Here is an 18,384-nt window from a genome sequence, read left to right on the forward strand (position 1 = left end):
GCTCAAGATAGCCTTCCAGCACGATCTCGGCGCTGGCGGGCACCTCCAAATCGCAGCTGATGGCCTTGATCACCTCGGTACGGCTGCCGCGCAGCAGACCGGCAAAGGCATATTCGGAGAGAGTATCCGGCACCGGCGTCACCGCGCCGAGAATGGTCGCGGGATCGGCACCGAGTGCCACCACCACCGGGAATCGCTCACCGGGATGGGCCTCCTGCCACTCGCGAAAATCGATGGCACCGCCACGATGATCGAGCCAGCGCATAATCAGCTTGTTTTTGGCGATCTTCTGCTGGCGATAGATGCCGAGGTTCTGGCGCTTCTTGTAGGGGCCACGGGTGATGGTGAGGCCCCAGGTGACCAGCGGCGCCACATCGCCGGGCCAGCAGTGCTGGATCGGGATCAGGTCGAGATCGACCGCATCTCCCTCCTGCACCACCTGCTGGCAGGGGGCGGAAGAGAGGCGCTTGGTCGGCATGTTGAGCACCTGCTTGAAGATCGGCAGCTTCTCCATCAGCTCCTTGAATCCCTTGGGCGGCTCGGGCTCCTTGAGATAGGAGAGCCAGACCCCGACCTGACGCAGGGCGTCCACATCGGGCTGGCCCATGCCCATGGCAACCCGATCCGGGGTACCGAACAGGTTGGTCAGCACCGGCATGGTGTAGCCTTTGGGATTTTCGAACAGCAGAGCCGGGCCACCCGCACGCAGGGTGCGATCGCTGATCTCGGTCATCTCCAGATAGGGATCTATCTCGCGGGTGATGCGCTTGAGTTGTCCGTTTTGTTCCAGCTGCGCGATGAAATCACGCAAATCCTTGTATTTCATGCAAGTTCCCAACCGGGTTCAGGAGGTCACGCATTATAACCCTGGCTGCCCATCGGGTGTACCCGAATCGGGCAGCAGACTCGGTGCAATGGGTGGCATGTCACGCTGGCCAAGGCGTCTGGCCAGTGCAGAGAGCAGCTGGGGCTCGTCCACCTCCATCAACAGGCCGGCCACCAGCGCCCCGTATTGGCGGTTGGAGAGTTCCGCCAGCAGGTATTTCTGGGCCTGCGGCGGCAAGGGGGAGAGCGCGCTCAGCTGGCGCAGGGCGGCCCCCTTCAACCCCTCGTTGCCACTGGCGGCAATCAGCAGATCGCTGGCAGCACTGCCGTGATGGAAGCGGTTGATGGTAGAGAGTGCACGCAGCGCATCCTGATCTGCCGGCCGCCGCCACAGCATGCCATAGAGCGCCGGTTCCCCGGTGCGCTGCAACAGATGGAACAACAGGTGATTATCGGGCAGATAGATATTCTGGCTGGCCAGCGCTTGCGCCTCCCGCATCCAGATCGGCTGCGGCAAGGTGTCGAGGGCCAGCAACAGGGCTTGCTGCTGCATGGCGAGATCGGGGTTACTGCTGTAGTAGATGGACTTTAGCTGGAAGCTGCCCTGGGCAAGCTGCTGCCGATAGCGCTGCATCAGTGATTGCAGCTGCCACTCCCCCAGCAACTGACGGGCCTGCGCGGCAAAATCATAGACAGGTTGCTGCACCAGAAAACCGTCGACCTGCTGCTCCATGAGCCACTCGGGGGCCTTGTCGGCCTGAGCCTCGACCCATTGTTGCAACGCAGGAGATGCAGGGGTGGTAGCTGGAATATCCCGCAGCAGCTGCAACAGCAGGAACTCCCGCCGCTCGCGACTCAGGGTCGCCAACAGGGAGTCGATGGCTGCAAATTGCCCCTCCTGCAGACGGCCCGCCAGATAGCGTTGGTGCGTCTGCAACGTCTCGGCTGTCACCGCGACCGGTGCACTCTGCGCGCAGGCTGGCATTGCACTCAGCAACCCCAGCAATAACCAGAAAACAGGCTTCATGACGTCTCCATCCATGTGACATCGGGATCTCATACTACTAGGGCGACCGGAAAACAGATAAACAAAAACCGCGACCAGGGCCGCGGTTTCGTCATTTTCTGACCGGACTTACTTCTGCTGGCGCCGCATGGCGTCGAAGAACTCGTCGTTGGTCTTGGTCATCGCCAGCTTGTCGATGAGGAATTCGATACCGTCGATTTCGCCCATCGGGTGGACAATCTTGCGCAGGATCCACATCTTCTGCAGCTCGTCACCTGAGGTGAGCAGCTCTTCTTTACGGGTGCCTGAGCGGGTGATGTCGATAGCCGGGTAGACACGCTTCTCGGCAATCTTGCGCGAGAGGTGCAGTTCCATGTTGCCGGTACCCTTGAACTCTTCGTAGATAACCTCGTCCATTTTGGAACCGGTATCGATCAGCGCGGTGGCGATGATGGTCAGGCTGCCGCCCTCCTCAACATTACGCGCGGCGCCGAAGAAGCGCTTGGGACGGTGCAGGGCGTTGGCGTCCACACCACCGGTCAGTACCTTGCCGGATGACGGGATAACAGTGTTGTAGGCGCGAGCCAGACGGGTGATGGAGTCCAGCAGGATCACCACATCTTTCTTGTGCTCGACCAGACGCTTGGCCTTCTCGATCACCATTTCGGCAACCTGAACGTGACGGGAAGCAGGCTCGTCAAAGGTGGAAGCGATCACTTCACCTTTTACCATGCGTTGCATCTCGGTCACTTCTTCCGGACGCTCGTCGATCAGCAGAACGATCAGTTCACAGTCCGGGTGGTTGTAGGCGATGCTCTGGGCGATGTTCTGCAGCAGCATGGTCTTACCGGCCTTGGGCGGCGCCACGATCAGGCCACGCTGGCCTTTACCGATGGGGGAAGCCAGGTCCAGTACACGGGCGGTAATATCTTCGGTAGAGCCATTACCCCGTTCCATACGCAGACGTTCGTTGGCATGCAGGGGGGTAAGGTTTTCAAACAGGATCTTGTTGCGGGAGTTTTCCGGACGGTCGTAGTTGACCTCATTGACCTTGAGCAGTGCGAAGTAGCGTTCGCCCTCTTTCGGTGGCCGGATCTTGCCGGAGATGGTATCGCCGGTACGCAGGTTGAAGCGACGGATCTGGCTCGGGGAGACGTAGATATCGTCAGGGCCTGCCAGATAGGAGCCGTCTGCACTGCGCAGGAAGCCGAAACCATCGGTCAGGATTTCCAGCACACCGTCGCCAAAGATATCTTCACCGCCCTTGGCGTGCGCCTTGAGGATTGCAAAAATAATATCTTTCTTGTGCGCCCGAGCCAGATTTTCCAACCCCATGGATTCGCCAAGCTTGACCAGCTCGGACACAGGAGTGTTCTTTAATTCAGTCAGATTCATAGTGGTGAAAGTCTGTAAGCAAGGATTGAAATGAGGAGACAGTCTGCTGGATTGATGCTGATCGGATTTGATTGCCAGGCTGTGGTTAGCAAAGAGTCAGGCAAAAAGGTTAGCAAACGAGCGATAAACTAGCACCAATCGGGATGAGCGTCTAGGTGATAAAACACAAGGAGCGCATTATTGCAATGCGCTCCTCTTTAATTATTACAGGTTGCCGTCCAGGAACTCTTTCAGCTGAGTCTTGGACAGTGCACCGACCTTGGTCGCTGCCACTTCGCCATTCTTGAACAGCAAGAGGGTCGGGATACCACGAATGCCGTACTTGGGCGGAGTATCAGAGTTATGGTCGATGTTCAGTTTGGCTACGGTCACGCGACCTTCGTACTCTTGGGCAACTTCTTCCAGGATCGGGGCAATCATCTTGCACGGACCACACCACTCGGCCCAGAAGTCGACCAGAACGGCGCCATCGGCTTTGATTACATCTGCCTCGAAGCTGGCATCGCTCAGCTGAACAATCTTGTCACTCATCTCCAACTCCAGTCAGTAATTAAGGCTTTATTGACATATCAACAAAGGCAATAGTTGCCCTATTTGAAATGATCCTGTTTATTATTGCAAGCCTAACCTGATAACCTACCGCCATGAGCAAAACACACTTAACGACCGACAAATTCGCCCAAATGGGCCTCGAACCCGAAGTTCTGGCTGGTCTGGAATCAAAGGGATTTCACTATTGCACGCCCATCCAGGCACTGTCTCTGCCACTGCTGGTAGAAGGTCATGACCTCGCCGGTCAGGCCCAGACAGGAACCGGCAAGACCATTGCCTTCCTGGCCGCGACATTCAACTATTTGCTGACTCACCCGCTGACCAAGCCCCGTCTGGTTAACCAACCCAGAGCCATCATCATGGCACCCACCCGGGAACTGGCAGTACAGATCTATAACGATGCCGACAGCATCGCCGCTTCTACCGGCCTGAAACTCGGCCTCGCCTACGGTGGCGAAGGTTACGACAAGCAGCTGGCCGTGTTGGAGCAGGGCGTCGACATCCTGATCGGCACCACCGGCCGCATCATCGACTACTTCAAGTCCAAGGTGATCGATCTGAGCAACATTCAGGTCGTGGTACTGGACGAAGCGGATCGCATGTTCGATCTGGGCTTCATCAAGGACATCCGCTTCCTGTTCCGCCGCATGCCGCCCGCGACCGAGCGTCTGAGCATGCTGTTCTCCGCCACCCTCTCCCTGCGTGTGCAGGAGCTGGCCTACGAACACATGAACCACCCGGAACATGTGCAGGTAGAGCCGGAGCAGATGACCGGCGTGCGGATCAAGGAGGAGCTGTTCTACCCCTCCAATGAAGACAAGATGTTGCTGCTGCTCTCCCTGATGGAAGAGGAGTGGCCGGAAAAAGCCATCGTCTTCGCCAACACCAAGCACGTATGTGAAGACGTCCATGCCTGGCTGGAAAACGACGGCCATCGCGTCGGTCTGCTGACCGGTGATGTGCCACAGAAGAAGCGGATGAAGATCCTCGAGGATTTCACCAAAGGTGCGCTCGATATTCTGGTCGCCACCGACGTGGCCGCCCGTGGTCTGCACATCCCTGACGTGACCCACGTCTTCAACTATGACCTGCCCGACGACGCCGAAGACTATGTACACCGTATAGGTCGTACCGGTCGTGCCGGCAAGAGCGGTCACTCCATCAGCCTGGCCTGTGAAGACTATGCCTTCAACCTGCCGGCCATCGAGGAGTACATCCACCACGCCATTCCGGTCAGCAAATATGATCGCGAAGCGCTGCTGGATGACGTGACCCCGCCGAAACGGGTGTTCCGCAACCGTCAGCCGGTGAACCGCAACATGCGGGATCGTCAGGGCGGTGGCAACAGCAACAACCGTCGTCGTCCGCCGCGCAAGAGCTAAGGACAGGCCCGTTGCACAACTCGCCTCTCTATGCCGCCATCGACCTCGGCTCCAACAGCTTTCATATGCTGGTGGTGCGCGAGGTCGCCGGTGCCCTGCGCACCGTCGCCAAGGTCAAGCGCAAGGTTCGCCTCGCAGCCGGGCTCGATCCGGAATTTCGTCTCAGCCGTGCCGCCATGGAGCGGGGCTGGGACTGTTTGCGTCTGTTCTCCGAACAGTTGCAGGACATTCCGGCCGACAATATCCGGGTGGTGGGCACGGCCACACTGCGCCTTGCCACCAACGTCGACGAGTTCCTCAGCGAAGCGGAACGGGTACTCAACCACAGCATCGAGATCATCTCGGGCGAGGAAGAGGCCAAGACCATCTATGAAGGGGTCTCCTGGACCTCTGCCGGGGAAGGCAATCGACTGGTGATCGACATCGGCGGCGCCAGTACCGAACTGGTGATCGGCGAACATAGCGAAGCAAAACTGCTCAACAGCCTGCACATGGGCTGCGTCACTTGGCTCAATAATCACTTTGGTGATGGCGAGCTCTCCGAAGCCCGTTTCGAGCAGGCGATTGCTGCCGCCAAGGCGGTACTGGAGAAGGTGGCGGAAGATTACCGCATCCTCGGCTGGCGCACCTGTGTCGGCGCCTCCGGCACGGTACAGGCGCTGCAAGAGATCATGCTGGCGCAAGGGAAGAGCGAACGGGTCACCCTGCCGAAACTGCAGGAACTGATGGGTCAGGCCATCGCCTGCGGCAAGCTCGACCGGCTGCAACTGGAAGGGCTGGCGGCCGAGCGGCTGACCGTGTTCCCCTCCGGCCTCGCCATCCTGATTGCCATCTTCGAAACCCTCGATATCGAGAGCATGACCCTCGCGGGTGGCGCCCTGCGTGAAGGACTGATCTACGGTCTGCTGGGCAACAATCATGACTGTGATGCCCGAGATCGTACCGCCGACAGCCTGATCAGCCGCTATCAGCTGGATAAAGAGCACGCCGAACGGGTGCGCGATACCGCTGTCGAGGCGTTCAACCAGCTGCAACCGGCCTGGCGACTCTCCAAACGCTACGGTCGTCCGATCTTGCGTTATGCCGCCCTGCTGCACGAGATCGGCCTCTGTATCGAATACAAGAAGGCGCCGCAACACGCCGCCTACATCATCGACAACATCGACATGCCGGGCTTTACCCCTGCGCAAAAGAAGCTGTTGTCGGCCCTGCTGTTCAACCAGCGGGACGAATTCAAGCTGGAACCACTGGAGAAACAGGGTGCCGTCACCGGTCGTCAGGCGATCCGGCTGGCCCGTATCCTGCGCATCGCGCTGATCCTCTGCATGCGCCGTACCCAGGGCACAGTGCCCAGCTTCACCCTGCAGGCAGAAGAGGAGTCACTGACCCTGACCCTGCCCAAGGGCTGGATGGATGAACACTACCTGCGTGCCAGCGAGCTGCGCTTTGAAGTGGAACGCCAGCAGAAGATGGGCTGGCCGACCCGCGTACAGGAAGCCTGACTCAGCGACCTGCCTGTTTTGGAGCCGATCATGCCGGATTATCAACCCATCAGCTGCGATCTCTACGACTGGCTCGAAATTGCCGCCAGCTGGCAACTGCCGGTGACCCTCACCAGCCGCGATGGTCGCCAGCGGGATGACAAGATCCGCACTATCGAAGCCAGCGAAGGGGTCGAGTATCTGTTGCTGCACAGTGGCGAGCGGCTCAGTCTGGCAGAACTGGCGACCCTGCGCCTGAACTGGCAAGGGGAAGAAAAGCTGATCCGCTTCGCGCCAACCAACTGAATCTAATACGAAAAAGGAGGGCCAACATGACGTTGGCCCTCCTTTTTGCATCTGCGGCTCGCACCGGCCGTTAACTCGCCGCCAGCGCCGCCATCACATAGACATCGAAGCGGTTGCTCTTGGTCTCGATGGCCATGCTGGGCTTCTGTTCATTGAGCCAGCCGGCGTAGTCGGGCCGCTTCACCACCACCCGCTTATCAGCCATCTTGAGGGCAGCCGGCAACAAGGCATCCGCATCGAGATCCGGCCCCACCAACGACTGGAACACCCGCATCTCCTTTTTCACCAACGCTGACTTCTGCTTGTGAGGGAACATGGGGTCGAGGTAGATCACCTCGGGCCGCTCCGGCAACGCCAGCAGGTTGTCCACCGCCGGGCCTTGCAGCAGGTGCATCCGCTCGTTGACCCAGGGGCCAATCTCGGGATCCTGTGCCGCCCGTGCCAGCCCATCCTGCAACAGAGCGGCCACCACAGAGCTGCGTTCGATCAGGGTCACCTTGCAACCGAGAGAGGCGAGTACGAAGGCATCGCGCCCCAGCCCGGCAGTGGCATCCACCACGGTCGGAGTGGCTCCGGCCTTCAGCCCCACCGCCTTGGCGATGGACTGGCCGCGACCGCCGCCAAACTTGCGGCGATGCGCCACCGCCCCTTCCACGAAGTCCACATAGACAGCTCCCAGCTTGGGCTCATCCAGCTTGCGCAGCTCCAACCGTTCCGGGGTAAACACCAGGGCAAACTGGGGAAGGTCGAGCAGGGCAAGCTGGCTGGCCAGCGCGTCTGCCTGCGCGGCCTTGGTGGGGTCTTCGAGGAGGATTTGCATGGTCTTTGGATGCGTTCTAAGTTCAGTGAACCGAGTGTACCACAGCCCCTTCAAGTCGCTGTAGGGAGGAAATCCCATGAACCTGTTCATTGCCCTGCTCCTCGCCGCCCAGAGCGGCACAAACCTGAAGGTCTGCGGCGTAGACTGGCCTCCCTTTTCCTATGCCGAACAGGGCAACCTGAAAGAGGGCATTTCGGTGGAGATACATCAAGAGGTGGCGCGCCGCCTTGGCATGAACCTCACCCTGCTTGAACTGCCTTGGGGACGCTGCGAGCAGTATGTCAGCACCCAGCTGGCGGATGGCATTCTCGACAACGCCCCTCTCCCCGGTTGCTATCACTCTGACCTTGCCACCGCCTTCTATCCTCTGGCCGCCTATGTACGTACCGACAGTCCGTTACAGAACTTCTCGTGGGAGATGGCCAAGGAGCTGAAAGTAGGGATGGTCAGGGGGTATGACTATACGGCCAAGATCAGGAACTTCACCGGCTGGGAGCCCATCAAGGTTCACTCCGACAAACAGCTGCTACTGATGCTGGAAAAGAGCCGGGTCGATATGATCATCCTGGACTACTTCTCTGCCCCCATTCTGTCGAGAGAGCAGGACGTCAGGATCCGCGCCCTCACCCCCTTTATCGATTCGACGCCGCTCTACCTCTGTTTTGGCAAACAGAAGGCTGACCTGCTGCCTGCCTACAACAAGGCGCTGCAACAGATGCAGGATGAGGGAGTACTGGATCGCATCTATTTGCGCTATCTCGGCGAGGATTACCGGACATTGAAAACCAAACAGGAACAGATGACATCGAAGGAGTAAGCGCCACTAGCTGATCTGCAGAAACATCCCTTTGTCATTGAGCTGCAGATATTCGGTGAGATCGTCATAGGCCAGCGGGCGGCTGAGCAGATAACCCTGGGTGAAGGCACACCCCTTCTGGCAGAGGAAGTTGAGCTGCTCGCGGGTCTCTACCCCCTCGATCACCACCTGCATGCCGAGGTTGTGCACTATGTTGATGATGCCGTCGAGCAGCATCCGATCCTGCTCGTTGAAGGGGATATGGCGCACGAAGGAGCGGTCGATCTTGACCAGATCTACCGGGAAGGTGCGCAGATAGTTGAGGGCCGAGTAGCCGGTACCGAAATCGTCGATGGCCAGCTTGCAGCCCGCCTCGCGCAGGGCATCGATCCGCACCCTGTGCTGATCGCTGCTCTCCATCAGCAGAGATTCGGTGATTTCGATGACGATGTCGGCAGGATCGAGCCCGAAGTGCTGGATCACCTTGAGCCACTCGCTCGCCTCGGGGTCGATGGTCTGGAACTCCATGGTGGAACGGTTGATCGACATCTGCAGATCAGGGAAGCCGGATTGCTGCAACCGCGCCAGATCCCGGCACGATTGCCACAATACCAGCGCACCCAGCCCCTGAATCAATCCCGCCTCTTCCGCCAGCGGAATAAACTCGGCAGGGGATACCTGCCCCCAGTGGGGGTGATACCAGCGCACCAGCGCTTCCAGCTTGGCGACCCGTCCGCTGCGATTGTCCCAGATGGGCTGGTAGGCCATGGTCAGCTGCTCTAGCTTGATCGCTTCGGCCAGATCCTGCTGCATCTGGTGGCGCTGGCGCACCTCTTCTCGCATGGATGAGCAGTAGGCACCGAGCAACCGTCCCTGTCGCTTGGCCGCAAACAGCGCCTGTTCGGCGTTGCGCAGCAGCTCGTCGCTCTCGCTGCCATCAACCGGGCAGAGGGTCATGCCGATGGTCGCGGTCACATAGAGATGCTGGTTGGCCAGCATAAAGGGACGGGCAAAGCTGCCGATCACCTGCTTGGCAAACACCTCGGCCTGACGGCGGGTGACGATGCCGGGCACCAGAAACGCGAACTCGTCGCCACCGATGCGGGCCACCAGATCTTCGGTGCGCACCCGGCTCACCAGTCGATCCGACACCTCCCGCAGCAGGGCATCGCCAGCATGGTGATCCATGCTGTTATTGACCGCCTTGAAGTTGTTGAGGTCGAGCACCATGAGCGCGAAGCGCTCGCCCCGCTCGCAGAAGCGGGTGAGGCAGCGGCCAAACAGCCAGCGGTTGGGCAGGCTGGTAAGGTTGTCGTAGTTGGCCTGGGTCGCGATCTTCTGCTCGGCCACCTTGGTCTGGGAAAGATCGCTGAAAATGGCGATATACTGCTGGATTTTGCCGGCTTCACGCAGGGTGCTGATCATCAGCTGCTGCGGATAGAGCTTGCCGTTCTTGCGCTTGTTCCACACTTCGCCACGCCACACCCCCACCCGCTCCAGCGCGTGGTACATGTCGGCATAGAAGGTCTGATCGTGCAGCCCGGACTTGAGCATGCTGGGACGCTGGCCCCGCACCTCGTCGCTGCTGTAGCCGGTGATCTGCTCGAAGGCCGGGTTGACCGAGATGATGCGGCTGTCGGCATCGCACACCAGAATCGCTTCGGAGAGGTTGTCGTAGACCCGGTGGGAGAGCTTGAGCTGCTCCGCATGGCGCTTGAGGGGATCGATATTCTCCAGCAGCACCATCAGGTAGTCCGGCTGCTGCTGCTCGTCGCGGATCAGGGTGACAGTCACCCGTCCCCACAGGATCTCGCCCCCCTTGCAGAAGTAGCGCTTCTCTTGGGTGAAACTGCTGCGCTCGCCGCGCCGGATCTCTTCGTAGCACTCAAGGCTGCGCTGCCAATCCTCCGGGTGATTGATGTCGGAGATGGAGCGATGAAGCAGCTCGTCTAGGGGATAGCCCAACATCTTCTCGATAGCCGGATTGGCCCAGAGAATGCGGCCGGTGAGATCGAGCTTGCCGATCCCCACCGGGGCCTGAAACAGCATGCTCTGCAGCACATGAGGGGTATCAGGTAAGAGTTGCGGCAGCTGGCGTTGCAGCATCAAGGCCAGTTCGCGACCGGCCAGCGGCCCCAGCAACCGGAGCAGCCCCATCACCTTGGTCATATTGGCCTGAGGCTGACGATAGAGCAGGCAGCAGATACCTATGGTCTCGCCATCCGCATCCTTGAGGGCGATCCCGGCGTAGGCCTGGGCTTGCCACGCATCGGCAAGCGGCATCGCGGGGAACAGCTGCAACAGACGATCGCTGAACCAGGCTTCCCCCTCCTGCCAGGTAATGGCATCAGGAGAGTCAGTCAGTGGCAGCGTCAGGGTATCGGGGTCAAGAGAGGAGGGATGGGCAGCCTGAATCGTCAGGTGGGCATCATTTGATGCCCTGCTGGCGATCAGGACGACATCAGCCATCACAGCAGCGGCGATTTCACTCACAAAGGTATCGAAATATCCCTGGCCGCTCGAATGAGCCAGACTTGAGATGATTTGATAGACGGAATCGAGTGCTCGCCTCATGGCAAGTGGCTTTCTCTCCTTGAAGGTTAGAACACGACTCTACTGAAGAGCCGTGGGCAGTGCAAATATGCAATCAGCAAGATATTAAAAAGCCTTGAAAAAAGGGACCAAAAGGTCCCTTTTTGTCGCAGAAATCACGACTCGATCCCACTATGCTGCAAAACAGTGTACCTGCTTGAAGCTCACACAGGCTGCGGGTCAGGAATCTCAGGCAGCGATCCCGCTGTGTCGCAACAGCGCATCCACCTTGGGCTCACGACCACGGAAGGCTCGGAACAGCTCCATCGGCTCCTTCGAGCCTCCCTTCTCCAGAATATTCTTCAGGAAAGATTGGCCGGTGGCCGGGTTGAAGATCCCCTCCTCCTCGAAGCGGGAGAAGGCATCGGCAGAGAGCACCTCGGCCCATTTGTAGCTGTAGTAGCCCGCCGCATAGCCGCCGGCGAAGATGTGGGAGAAGCTGTGCTGGAAGCGGTTGAACGCTGGCGGCGTCATCACTGCTACCTGACTGCGCACCTCATCCAGCAGCGCCGGGAGCTGTGCCGGATTGGCCGGATCAAACTCCTGATGGAGACGGAAGTCGAACAGGGCGAACTCCAGCTGGCGCAGCATCTGCATCGCAGCCTGGAAGTTGCGGGCGGTCAGCATCTTCTCCAGCAGCTCGGCAGGCAGCGGCTCGCCGGTCTCGTAGTGGCCGGAGATAAAGGCCAGTGCTTCGGACTCCCAGCACCAGTTCTCGAGGAACTGGCTCGGCAGCTCCACCGCATCCCAGGCCACGCCGTTGATACCGGCGACACCGGCCACATCGATGCGGGTCAGCATGTGGTGAATACCGTGGCCAAACTCATGGAACAGGGTGACCACTTCGTTGTGGGTAAACAGTGCAGGCTTACCATCCACCGGGCCGTTGAAGTTGCATGTCAGGTAGGCCACCGGCTTTTGCAGTGAACCATCCTGACGGTAGCGACGACCCAGACAGACATCCATCCAGGCCCCGCCCTGCTTGTGCTCGCGGGCGTAGAGGTCGAGATAGAAGCTGCCGCGCAGCTCGTCGTCGGCATCGAAGATGTCGTAGAAGCGCACGTCCGGGTGCCAGGTGTCGATGCCGAGGCGCTCGCGCACCTTCATGCCGAACACCCGCTTCACCACTTCGAACAACCCCTTCACCACCTTGCTGGCGGGGAAGTAGGGGCGCAACTGCTCATCGGAGATGGAGAACTTGTGCTGCTTGAGCTTCTCGGCGTAGTAGGCGAGATCCCAGGCGGCCAGCTCGCTCTGACCATGCTGTTCGGCGGCGAAGGCGCGGATCTCCTCCAGCTCGGCCTTGCCTTGCGGCAGGGATTTGGCCGCCAGATCGGTGAGGAAGCTCACCACCTGTTCGGTCTTGTCCGCCATTTTGGTGGCCAGGGAGAGCTCGGCATAGTTGGCAAAGCCCAGCAACTGAGCCAGTTCGCGGCGCAGGGTGAGCAGCTCGCTCATGATGGCGGAGTTGTCCCACTTGCCCGCATTGGGGCCCTGATCGGAGGCGCGGGTGGTGAAGGCCTCATACATCTCGGCGCGCAGTTCGCGGTTGTCCGCGTACATCATCACCGGCAGGTAGGAAGGGATATCCAGAGTGAACAGCCACCCCTCTTTGCCTTTAAGTTCAGCCATCTGACGGGCAGCGGCACGCACACTGTCGGGCAGACCGGCCAATTCGGCTTCATCGGCCACCAGCTTGTGCCAGCCCTGGGTCGCATCCAGCACGTTGTTGCTGAAACGGGAGGCCAGCTCGGAGAGGCGGGCCTGAATCTCGCCGTAACGCTGCTGCGCCTCGGCAGGCAGACCGATGCCGGAGAGGCGGAAGTCACGCAGGGTATTCTGGATCTCCTTGCGCTGGGCGCCGCTCAGCAGCGGGAAATCATCGCTCTGGGAGAGGGCCAGATAGGCCTGATAGAGCCCTTCATGCTGACCAACATAGGTCTGGAATTCGGAGAGCAACGGCAGGCAGGCGTCATGGGCCTCGCGCAGCGCTTCGCTGTTGAGTACGGAGTTGAGGTGGCTGACCGGTGACCAGATCCGTGACAGGCGGTCATTTACCTCTTCCAGCGGGGCAATCAGGCTATCCCAGGTATGGGGATCACGCTGGGCCAGCACATCGCTGATCTTCTGCTTGCAATCAGCAATCGCCTGAATCACGGCTGGCTGCACCTGCTCCGGCTTGATCTGGCTGAAAGGGGGCAGCGAATCCATTGTCAGCAAAGGGTTATTCATCCCGGTTACCTCTTGTTTGGTCTTGAACAGACCGCTTTAGCAGCTCTGTATGGCTTTCTAACATGTGGCCAAGCCACGCAATAATCAAGCGGGAATCCACCTCTCGGCACTGTTTTCCCCTCTTTGTGAACTCAAACACCTCTCTGCCAGATACTGGACGGCAACAGCATGAATAATGGGTACTTTTTTGCTCTTTTTGCAGCTTTTTCAACTCTCGAATCACCAGGCAGCAGACCAAATCCACTCAACACAGGAGTAGGTCACAGCAGTGTATCTCTGGCCCTTTCCATGCTGGGAAAATAACTAATCAACAAATTAATAACCAAAACAAATCATGCACATACGTTGATTAATTTGTTTTTAAGTGCATATCATAAGCTGCCTGTTACTCAGGTCACTTGATTCTCTGTGCTGCACAGAAATCGGGTGAAAAAGGCAAAGCGACCCGAAAGGGCGCGACGCAAAGCCACCGGTCTAAAGGAAAACACCTATGACAGCGGGGCTGCCCCCGGGAGCGTTCGGCCATAGCTGTACGCCCCATTTGCACCGTACGGAGAGACGATGAACAAACTCAAATTATCCCTGCTTGGCTGCCTGCTCGGCATGGGCGCCCCCATGGCATATGCCGCCAGTGCCGGTCAGGCGATGGTCAACCCCCAGTCCGGCGTAGTGGTCGGCTACTGGCACAACTGGTGTGACGGCTCGGGCTACAAGGGCGGTATCGCCCCCTGCGTCAAGCTCGATCAGGTCAACCCGCAATACAACGTGGTCGATGTCTCCTTCATGAAGGTCTATGGCAGCGATCCCATCCCCACTTTCAAACTCGACCCGGCCATCGGCATGAGCGAAAGCCAGTTTATCGAGCAGATCGCCGAGCTGAACCGTCAGGGCCGTGCCGTGCTGCTGGCGCTGGGCGGAGCCGATGCACACATCGAGCTGCGCAAGGGTCAGGAGCAGGCCTTTGCCGACGAGATCATCCGTCTGGTGGAGACCTATGGCTTCGACGGGCTGGATATCGATCTGGAACAGGCCGCCATCACCGCCGCTGACAACCAGACCGTGATCCCGGCGGCTCTGCGTCTGGTCAAGGATCACTACCGCGCCCAGGGGAAAAACTTCCTCATCACCATGGCGCCAGAGTTCCCCTATCTGACCCAGACTGGCGCCTACATCCCCTATATCCGCAATCTGGAAGGGTACTACGACTGGATCAATCCCCAGTTCTACAACCAGGGTGGTGACGGTATCTACATCGATGGGATCGGCTGGATTGCCCAGAACAACGATGCCCTGAAAGAAGAGTTCATCTACTACATGGCGGATTCGCTGAGCAACGGAACCCGCGGCTTCTACAAGATCCCCCATGACAAGCTGGTGTTCGGCATTCCGACCAACATCGACGCCGCCGCCACCGGCTATGTGCAAGATCCGCAGAAGCTCTACAACGCCTTCAACCGCCTGAAGAGCGAGGGGCAACCGCTGCGTGGCGTGATGACCTGGTCCATCAACTGGGACATGGGCCGCAACGCTGCCGGTCAGTCCTACAACGAATCCTTCATCAAGAGCTACGGCCCCTTCATCCACGATCAGGAGATCACGCCGCCGGTCGACAACGGCAAGCCGGTGTTCAGCGGCCTGAGCGATACCCGCATCAAGCAGGGCACCGCCTTTGATCCGCTGGCCGGTGTCAGCGCCAACGACAAGGAAGATGGCGACCTGACTGGCCAAATCCAGGTGGAAGGCTCGGTAGACAGCCAGCGCATCGGCCTCTACCCCCTCACCTACAAGGTGAGCGATCGCGACAACAACGTCACCGAGCAGGTACGTACCATCGAGGTCTACAGCATGAAGCCGGTGTTCAGCGGTGTCACCGACACCACGCTGGAACTGGGTACCGCTTTCGATCCGATGACAGGCGTCAGCGCCCATGATGAAGAAGATGGCGACCTGACCGCCCATATCAAGGTCAGCGGCAACGTCGACAGCAGCAAGGTCGGCCGCTACACCCTCACCTATCAGGTGAGCGACAGCGCCGGTCAGCAGGTAACCCAGCAGCGCAACGTGACCGTCAGGGAGCAGGGCGCCGTCTGTGAAAACAGCTGGGATGCCAAGAAGGTCTATGTGGGCGGCGACATCGTCAGCCACAACGGCAAGAACTGGCTGGCAGGCTGGTGGACCCAGAACGAAGAGCCGGGCACCACGGGTGACTGGGGCGTCTGGCGCGTACAGGGCGACAGCGACTGCGGCGGCACAACGCCACCCGCCGAAGGCAGCAGCGACTTCACCGTCAGCGCCATGGCGAGCGAGTACACCATAGTCAACGGTCAGGTCAGCATCCGTTTCAACGTGACCACCGCCAACCCGGTACAGCTCACCGCGACTCTGGAGCAGAGCGGCCACAGCCACGGTACCACCAGCAGCCAGGTGAACGGCACCAGCACCCTGGTGCTGCAAGGCAGCAATGTAACCGACGGCAGCTACGACGTGGTGATCACCGGTCTGGCAGATGGCCAACAGCCGGTGGTGCAGCGCTTCCCGGTTGCGCTGACCGAAGAGAGCAGCGGCGGTGGCGAGGGTGACTACCCGGCCTACGCCCCCAACACCAGCTATCAGGCCGGTGATCGGGTCAGCAATGCCGGTGGCAACTACGAGTGCAAACCCTGGCCCTACAGCGGCTGGTGTGGTGGCTCGACCAGCCACTATGCGCCGGGTACCGGCTCTGCCTGGAGCGATGCCTGGATCAAGCTCTGACCTTGCCCCAACCACTAACGGGGGCCGACAGGCCCCCGCCCATATCCTGCCCGTCGGCCACGCTGCCGATGGGCAGGATGCACTGACCCGGACGGGTTAGCCCCTCTCTTTTACATGCTTGCCAACCACCAAAAAACGTCCAACAACAACCAAGATAAGGAAATCACCATGCTAAGAACCACCAAGCTTGCCACCCTGCTCGGACTGCTGCTGTCGGCCCATGTCGTGGCCGATGAGCGCGAACAAGCCTATTTCAAACAAACCTATCAGGAGCACTACGAGCAGATGACGGCGCGTCTCGCCGCGCTGCATCAGAGTGCGGCTGACGAGCAGAACGTGATCATCAAGGATGGCAAGCGCCACCTTGCCATCAACGGCCTGCTCTACCCGCTGACGGCGGATAACCACATCCTGTTCGATCTGCCCAAACCCCACTTTTTCGACGAAACAGCCATTCGTAACGTCTTTGATTTCTTCGATGAGGAGTGGGAGCTGACCTGGTACGACGGTGGGGTCGTAGCGGTCAACAAGCGCTTTGGCAACTATGACTACGGCAACGGCTGTCTGCTGGAGTACTTCCCCCACGGCCAGATCCAGAATGGCGAACGCACCCGGGTGGTGATGGAGACCCGCTCCTGCAGCGTCAACTCGTTTGCCACCTCGCTGCAATATCTGGACAAAGGTGAGGAGCTGGCGGCCGACCAGCTGGGGCTGGACGCCAGCCTGATCACGGCGGTCGAGCGCTATCAGGATCGGCTCTATGTCAGCCAGAACGGCAATCCGGGCCATGTGGCCATTATCGATACCCCGAGTCGCCAGCGGATTGGCGAGATCCGTGGCACCGAAACCGGCAGCACCACGGCCTACAACCAGGTCAGTGAACTGTTTGTCCGGAACAACCTGCTCTACGTGGTCTCGCGCTACTCGCACCGTGTCGATATCTTCGATCTGGCCGACGAGCATCGCCATGTCACCACTCTGGGAACCGGTCGGGATTCCGGCAGCAACAGCCTGCACCGTGCCCAGGCCGTCTTTGCCAATCAGGACTACGTGCTGGTGGCGGATGCGCTGAGCGAGATCAAGGTCTACCGCCAGCAGGATGTGACGCCGGAGAATAACCTCAAGACCCCCATCGCCGGTCGGCTCGCCTTTGAAGGAAAATACAGCCACCGTCTGGTGCAACTCCATCAGGTGGGTGACTATCTCCTGGCCCATACCGCTGGCAAAAACTACTACATCTATGACCTGCGCAAACTGGCTGATGCCATCGCCAGCAACACCCCGCTGGCGCCTGAGCAGGTGATCGCCGACAACAATCTGCAAAAAATCGACATGGATGGCGATCGGCTGGTGGTGAACTTCAAGGACCGCATCGAATGGCATGATGCCGATACCCTGATCGCCAACGACTTTCAGTTCAAGAACCCGACCTTTACTGTCCGGGAGATCAACCAGCAGCCCGTGGCGGCGCTGAAAGATCTCCAGCTGGCGGGCTCGGCGCTTGTCACCGCCAACGAACGCGGCCTGGGTTTCAACCAGCTGCTGAGCAAGGAGATCAGCTTCACGGCCGACGAGCAGTTGCCGGCTCGCCCGCTGATCTTCGATCAGCTGATGCCGGCCACAGTCAGCTACATACTGCGCAATGACGAACCCTACGAGGTGCTGATCGATCGCGCCCAGCGTTCGGTCAACATCAATTCGCTGGTCAAGACCGAGCTGCTTGATAACGACACGGTGCGCATCACCAACTATGCCGCCAGAGAGCTGCATGACATTAATATCGAGTCACGCCTGAACGGTATCAACAAGTGGCTGATCCTGGGCCAGCTCGATCGCCTGCCCGCCTATGCCCAAATCACCCTGCCACTGAGCGCCTTTGGCGAGCAGGGACGCTTCAACAGCGCCAGCCGCGACGGGGTGTTTGATCTCAACAACCTGCTCGACAACAGCATTAATCTGCCAGCCAAGTTCGAGCACAGGTTCAGCTCCAACTCGGATCCGTTTGCCCAGAAGCTGGCACGCCTCAAGCCAAGCTGGAACGTGCGCTTCGCCACCAACACCAGCGGCTCCTGGCGCCCCATCAATGCCCTCTACGCCCGCGAGTGGCTGATCATCACCACCAACCTGGCCTACATGGTCTCGACCGAGGAGTTCAAACACGTCTGGTACAACTTCAAGACGGTGAACGGCTACGAGATGTTCGGCAATGGCGGCAACAGCTATGTGCCGAACGGGATCTTTACGGC

The 18,384-nt window shown here is 59.4% G+C and carries 13 protein-coding genes and 1 riboswitch; of the genes, 6 read left to right on the forward strand and 7 right to left on the reverse strand.

Features of this window, described 5'->3' with window-relative positions; genetic code table 11:
- From AACS18_RS01230 to trxA, 4 genes are all read right to left on the reverse strand, one after another.
- The coding region (locus tag AACS18_RS01230; protein ID WP_374956627.1) for a UbiD family decarboxylase at positions 1-826 on the reverse strand (826 nt) is incomplete at its 3' end.
- A 33-nt stretch (positions 827-859) separates the two neighbouring features.
- A complete protein-coding gene (locus AACS18_RS01235; protein ID WP_108613494.1) occupies positions 860-1,852 on the reverse strand; it encodes a hypothetical protein in 993 nt (330 codons plus the stop codon).
- A 108-nt stretch (positions 1,853-1,960) separates the two neighbouring features.
- Positions 1,961-3,226 carry a transcription termination factor Rho gene (gene rho, locus AACS18_RS01240; RefSeq protein ID WP_005339417.1) on the reverse strand — a complete coding sequence of 422 codons (1,266 nt, stop codon included), beginning with the start codon at positions 3,224-3,226 and terminating at the stop codon, positions 1,961-1,963.
- Positions 3,227-3,430: 204 nt separating this feature from the next.
- Entirely contained in the window at positions 3,431-3,757 is a 327-nt protein-coding gene (gene trxA / locus AACS18_RS01245) for a thioredoxin TrxA (RefSeq protein ID WP_005339416.1), read from the reverse strand.
- 113 nt (positions 3,758-3,870) lie between these two features.
- Between trxA and rhlB the strand changes: the two genes are divergently transcribed.
- From rhlB to AACS18_RS01260, 3 genes are read left to right on the forward strand one after another with little or no spacing between them, the layout of a single operon-like run.
- Entirely contained in the window at positions 3,871-5,160 is a 1,290-nt protein-coding gene (gene rhlB / locus AACS18_RS01250) for an ATP-dependent RNA helicase RhlB (RefSeq protein WP_005339414.1), read from the forward strand.
- An 11-nt stretch (positions 5,161-5,171) separates the two neighbouring features.
- Positions 5,172-6,662, forward strand: coding sequence for a guanosine-5'-triphosphate,3'-diphosphate diphosphatase (gppA, locus tag AACS18_RS01255; protein WP_021229247.1), 1,491 nt, complete (start codon positions 5,172-5,174; stop codon positions 6,660-6,662).
- Between the two features lie 30 nt (positions 6,663-6,692).
- Positions 6,693-6,947 carry a Rho-binding antiterminator gene (locus AACS18_RS01260; protein ID WP_108613501.1) on the forward strand — a complete coding sequence of 85 codons (255 nt, stop codon included), beginning with the start codon at positions 6,693-6,695 and terminating at the stop codon, positions 6,945-6,947.
- A gap of 70 nt (positions 6,948-7,017) precedes the next feature.
- On the opposite strand, the gene AACS18_RS01265 is transcribed toward AACS18_RS01260, so the two are convergent.
- Entirely contained in the window at positions 7,018-7,767 is a 750-nt protein-coding gene (locus AACS18_RS01265) for a class I SAM-dependent methyltransferase (protein ID WP_108613495.1), read from the reverse strand.
- A 76-nt stretch (positions 7,768-7,843) separates the two neighbouring features.
- On the opposite strand from AACS18_RS01265, the gene AACS18_RS01270 reads away from it, so the two are divergent.
- Entirely contained in the window at positions 7,844-8,584 is a 741-nt protein-coding gene (locus tag AACS18_RS01270) for a substrate-binding periplasmic protein (RefSeq protein WP_108613496.1), read from the forward strand.
- 6 nt (positions 8,585-8,590) lie between these two features.
- Here AACS18_RS01270 and AACS18_RS01275 read toward each other — a convergent pair whose 3' ends face one another.
- Positions 8,591-11,137 (reverse strand): putative bifunctional diguanylate cyclase/phosphodiesterase, encoded by a 2,547-nt coding sequence (locus tag AACS18_RS01275; protein ID WP_108613497.1) that lies wholly within the window; start codon positions 11,135-11,137, stop codon positions 8,591-8,593.
- A gap of 207 nt (positions 11,138-11,344) precedes the next feature.
- Positions 11,345-13,387 carry an oligopeptidase A gene (gene prlC / locus AACS18_RS01280; RefSeq protein WP_108613498.1) on the reverse strand — a complete coding sequence of 681 codons (2,043 nt, stop codon included), beginning with the start codon at positions 13,385-13,387 and terminating at the stop codon, positions 11,345-11,347.
- A 424-nt stretch (positions 13,388-13,811) separates the two neighbouring features.
- A riboswitch (cyclic di-GMP riboswitch) is annotated at positions 13,812-13,897 on the forward strand.
- Positions 13,898-13,948: 51 nt separating this feature from the next.
- Between prlC and AACS18_RS01285 the strand changes: the two genes are divergently transcribed.
- Positions 13,949-16,138, forward strand: coding sequence for an immunoglobulin-like domain-containing protein (locus AACS18_RS01285; protein ID WP_108613499.1), 2,190 nt, complete (start codon positions 13,949-13,951; stop codon positions 16,136-16,138).
- A gap of 168 nt (positions 16,139-16,306) precedes the next feature.
- Positions 16,307-18,384: YncE family protein (locus tag AACS18_RS01290; protein WP_374956628.1), on the forward strand; the 2,078-nt coding region annotated here is incomplete at its 3' end.

Source organism: Aeromonas sp. HMWF015 (assembly GCF_963878965.1).
Classification (GTDB): domain Bacteria; phylum Pseudomonadota; class Gammaproteobacteria; order Enterobacterales; family Aeromonadaceae; genus Aeromonas; species Aeromonas veronii.

Coding starts and splice junctions, on each gene's coding strand:
- AACS18_RS01235 (WP_108613494.1), bottom strand. CDS start 1,852: ATGAAGCCTGTTTTCTGGTTATTGCTGGGGTTGCTGAGTGCAATGCCA.
- rho (WP_005339417.1), bottom strand. CDS start 3,226: ATGAATCTGACTGAATTAAAGAACACTCCTGTGTCCGAGCTGGTCAAG.
- trxA (WP_005339416.1), bottom strand. CDS start 3,757: ATGAGTGACAAGATTGTTCAGCTGAGCGATGCCAGCTTCGAGGCAGAT.
- rhlB (WP_005339414.1), top strand. CDS start 3,871: ATGAGCAAAACACACTTAACGACCGACAAATTCGCCCAAATGGGCCTC.
- AACS18_RS01260 (WP_108613501.1), top strand. CDS start 6,693: ATGCCGGATTATCAACCCATCAGCTGCGATCTCTACGACTGGCTCGAA.
- AACS18_RS01265 (WP_108613495.1), bottom strand. CDS start 7,767: ATGCAAATCCTCCTCGAAGACCCCACCAAGGCCGCGCAGGCAGACGCG.
- AACS18_RS01270 (WP_108613496.1), top strand. CDS start 7,844: ATGAACCTGTTCATTGCCCTGCTCCTCGCCGCCCAGAGCGGCACAAAC.
- AACS18_RS01275 (WP_108613497.1), bottom strand. CDS start 11,137: ATGAGGCGAGCACTCGATTCCGTCTATCAAATCATCTCAAGTCTGGCT.
- prlC (WP_108613498.1), bottom strand. CDS start 13,387: ATGAATAACCCTTTGCTGACAATGGATTCGCTGCCCCCTTTCAGCCAG.
- AACS18_RS01285 (WP_108613499.1), top strand. CDS start 13,949: ATGAACAAACTCAAATTATCCCTGCTTGGCTGCCTGCTCGGCATGGGC.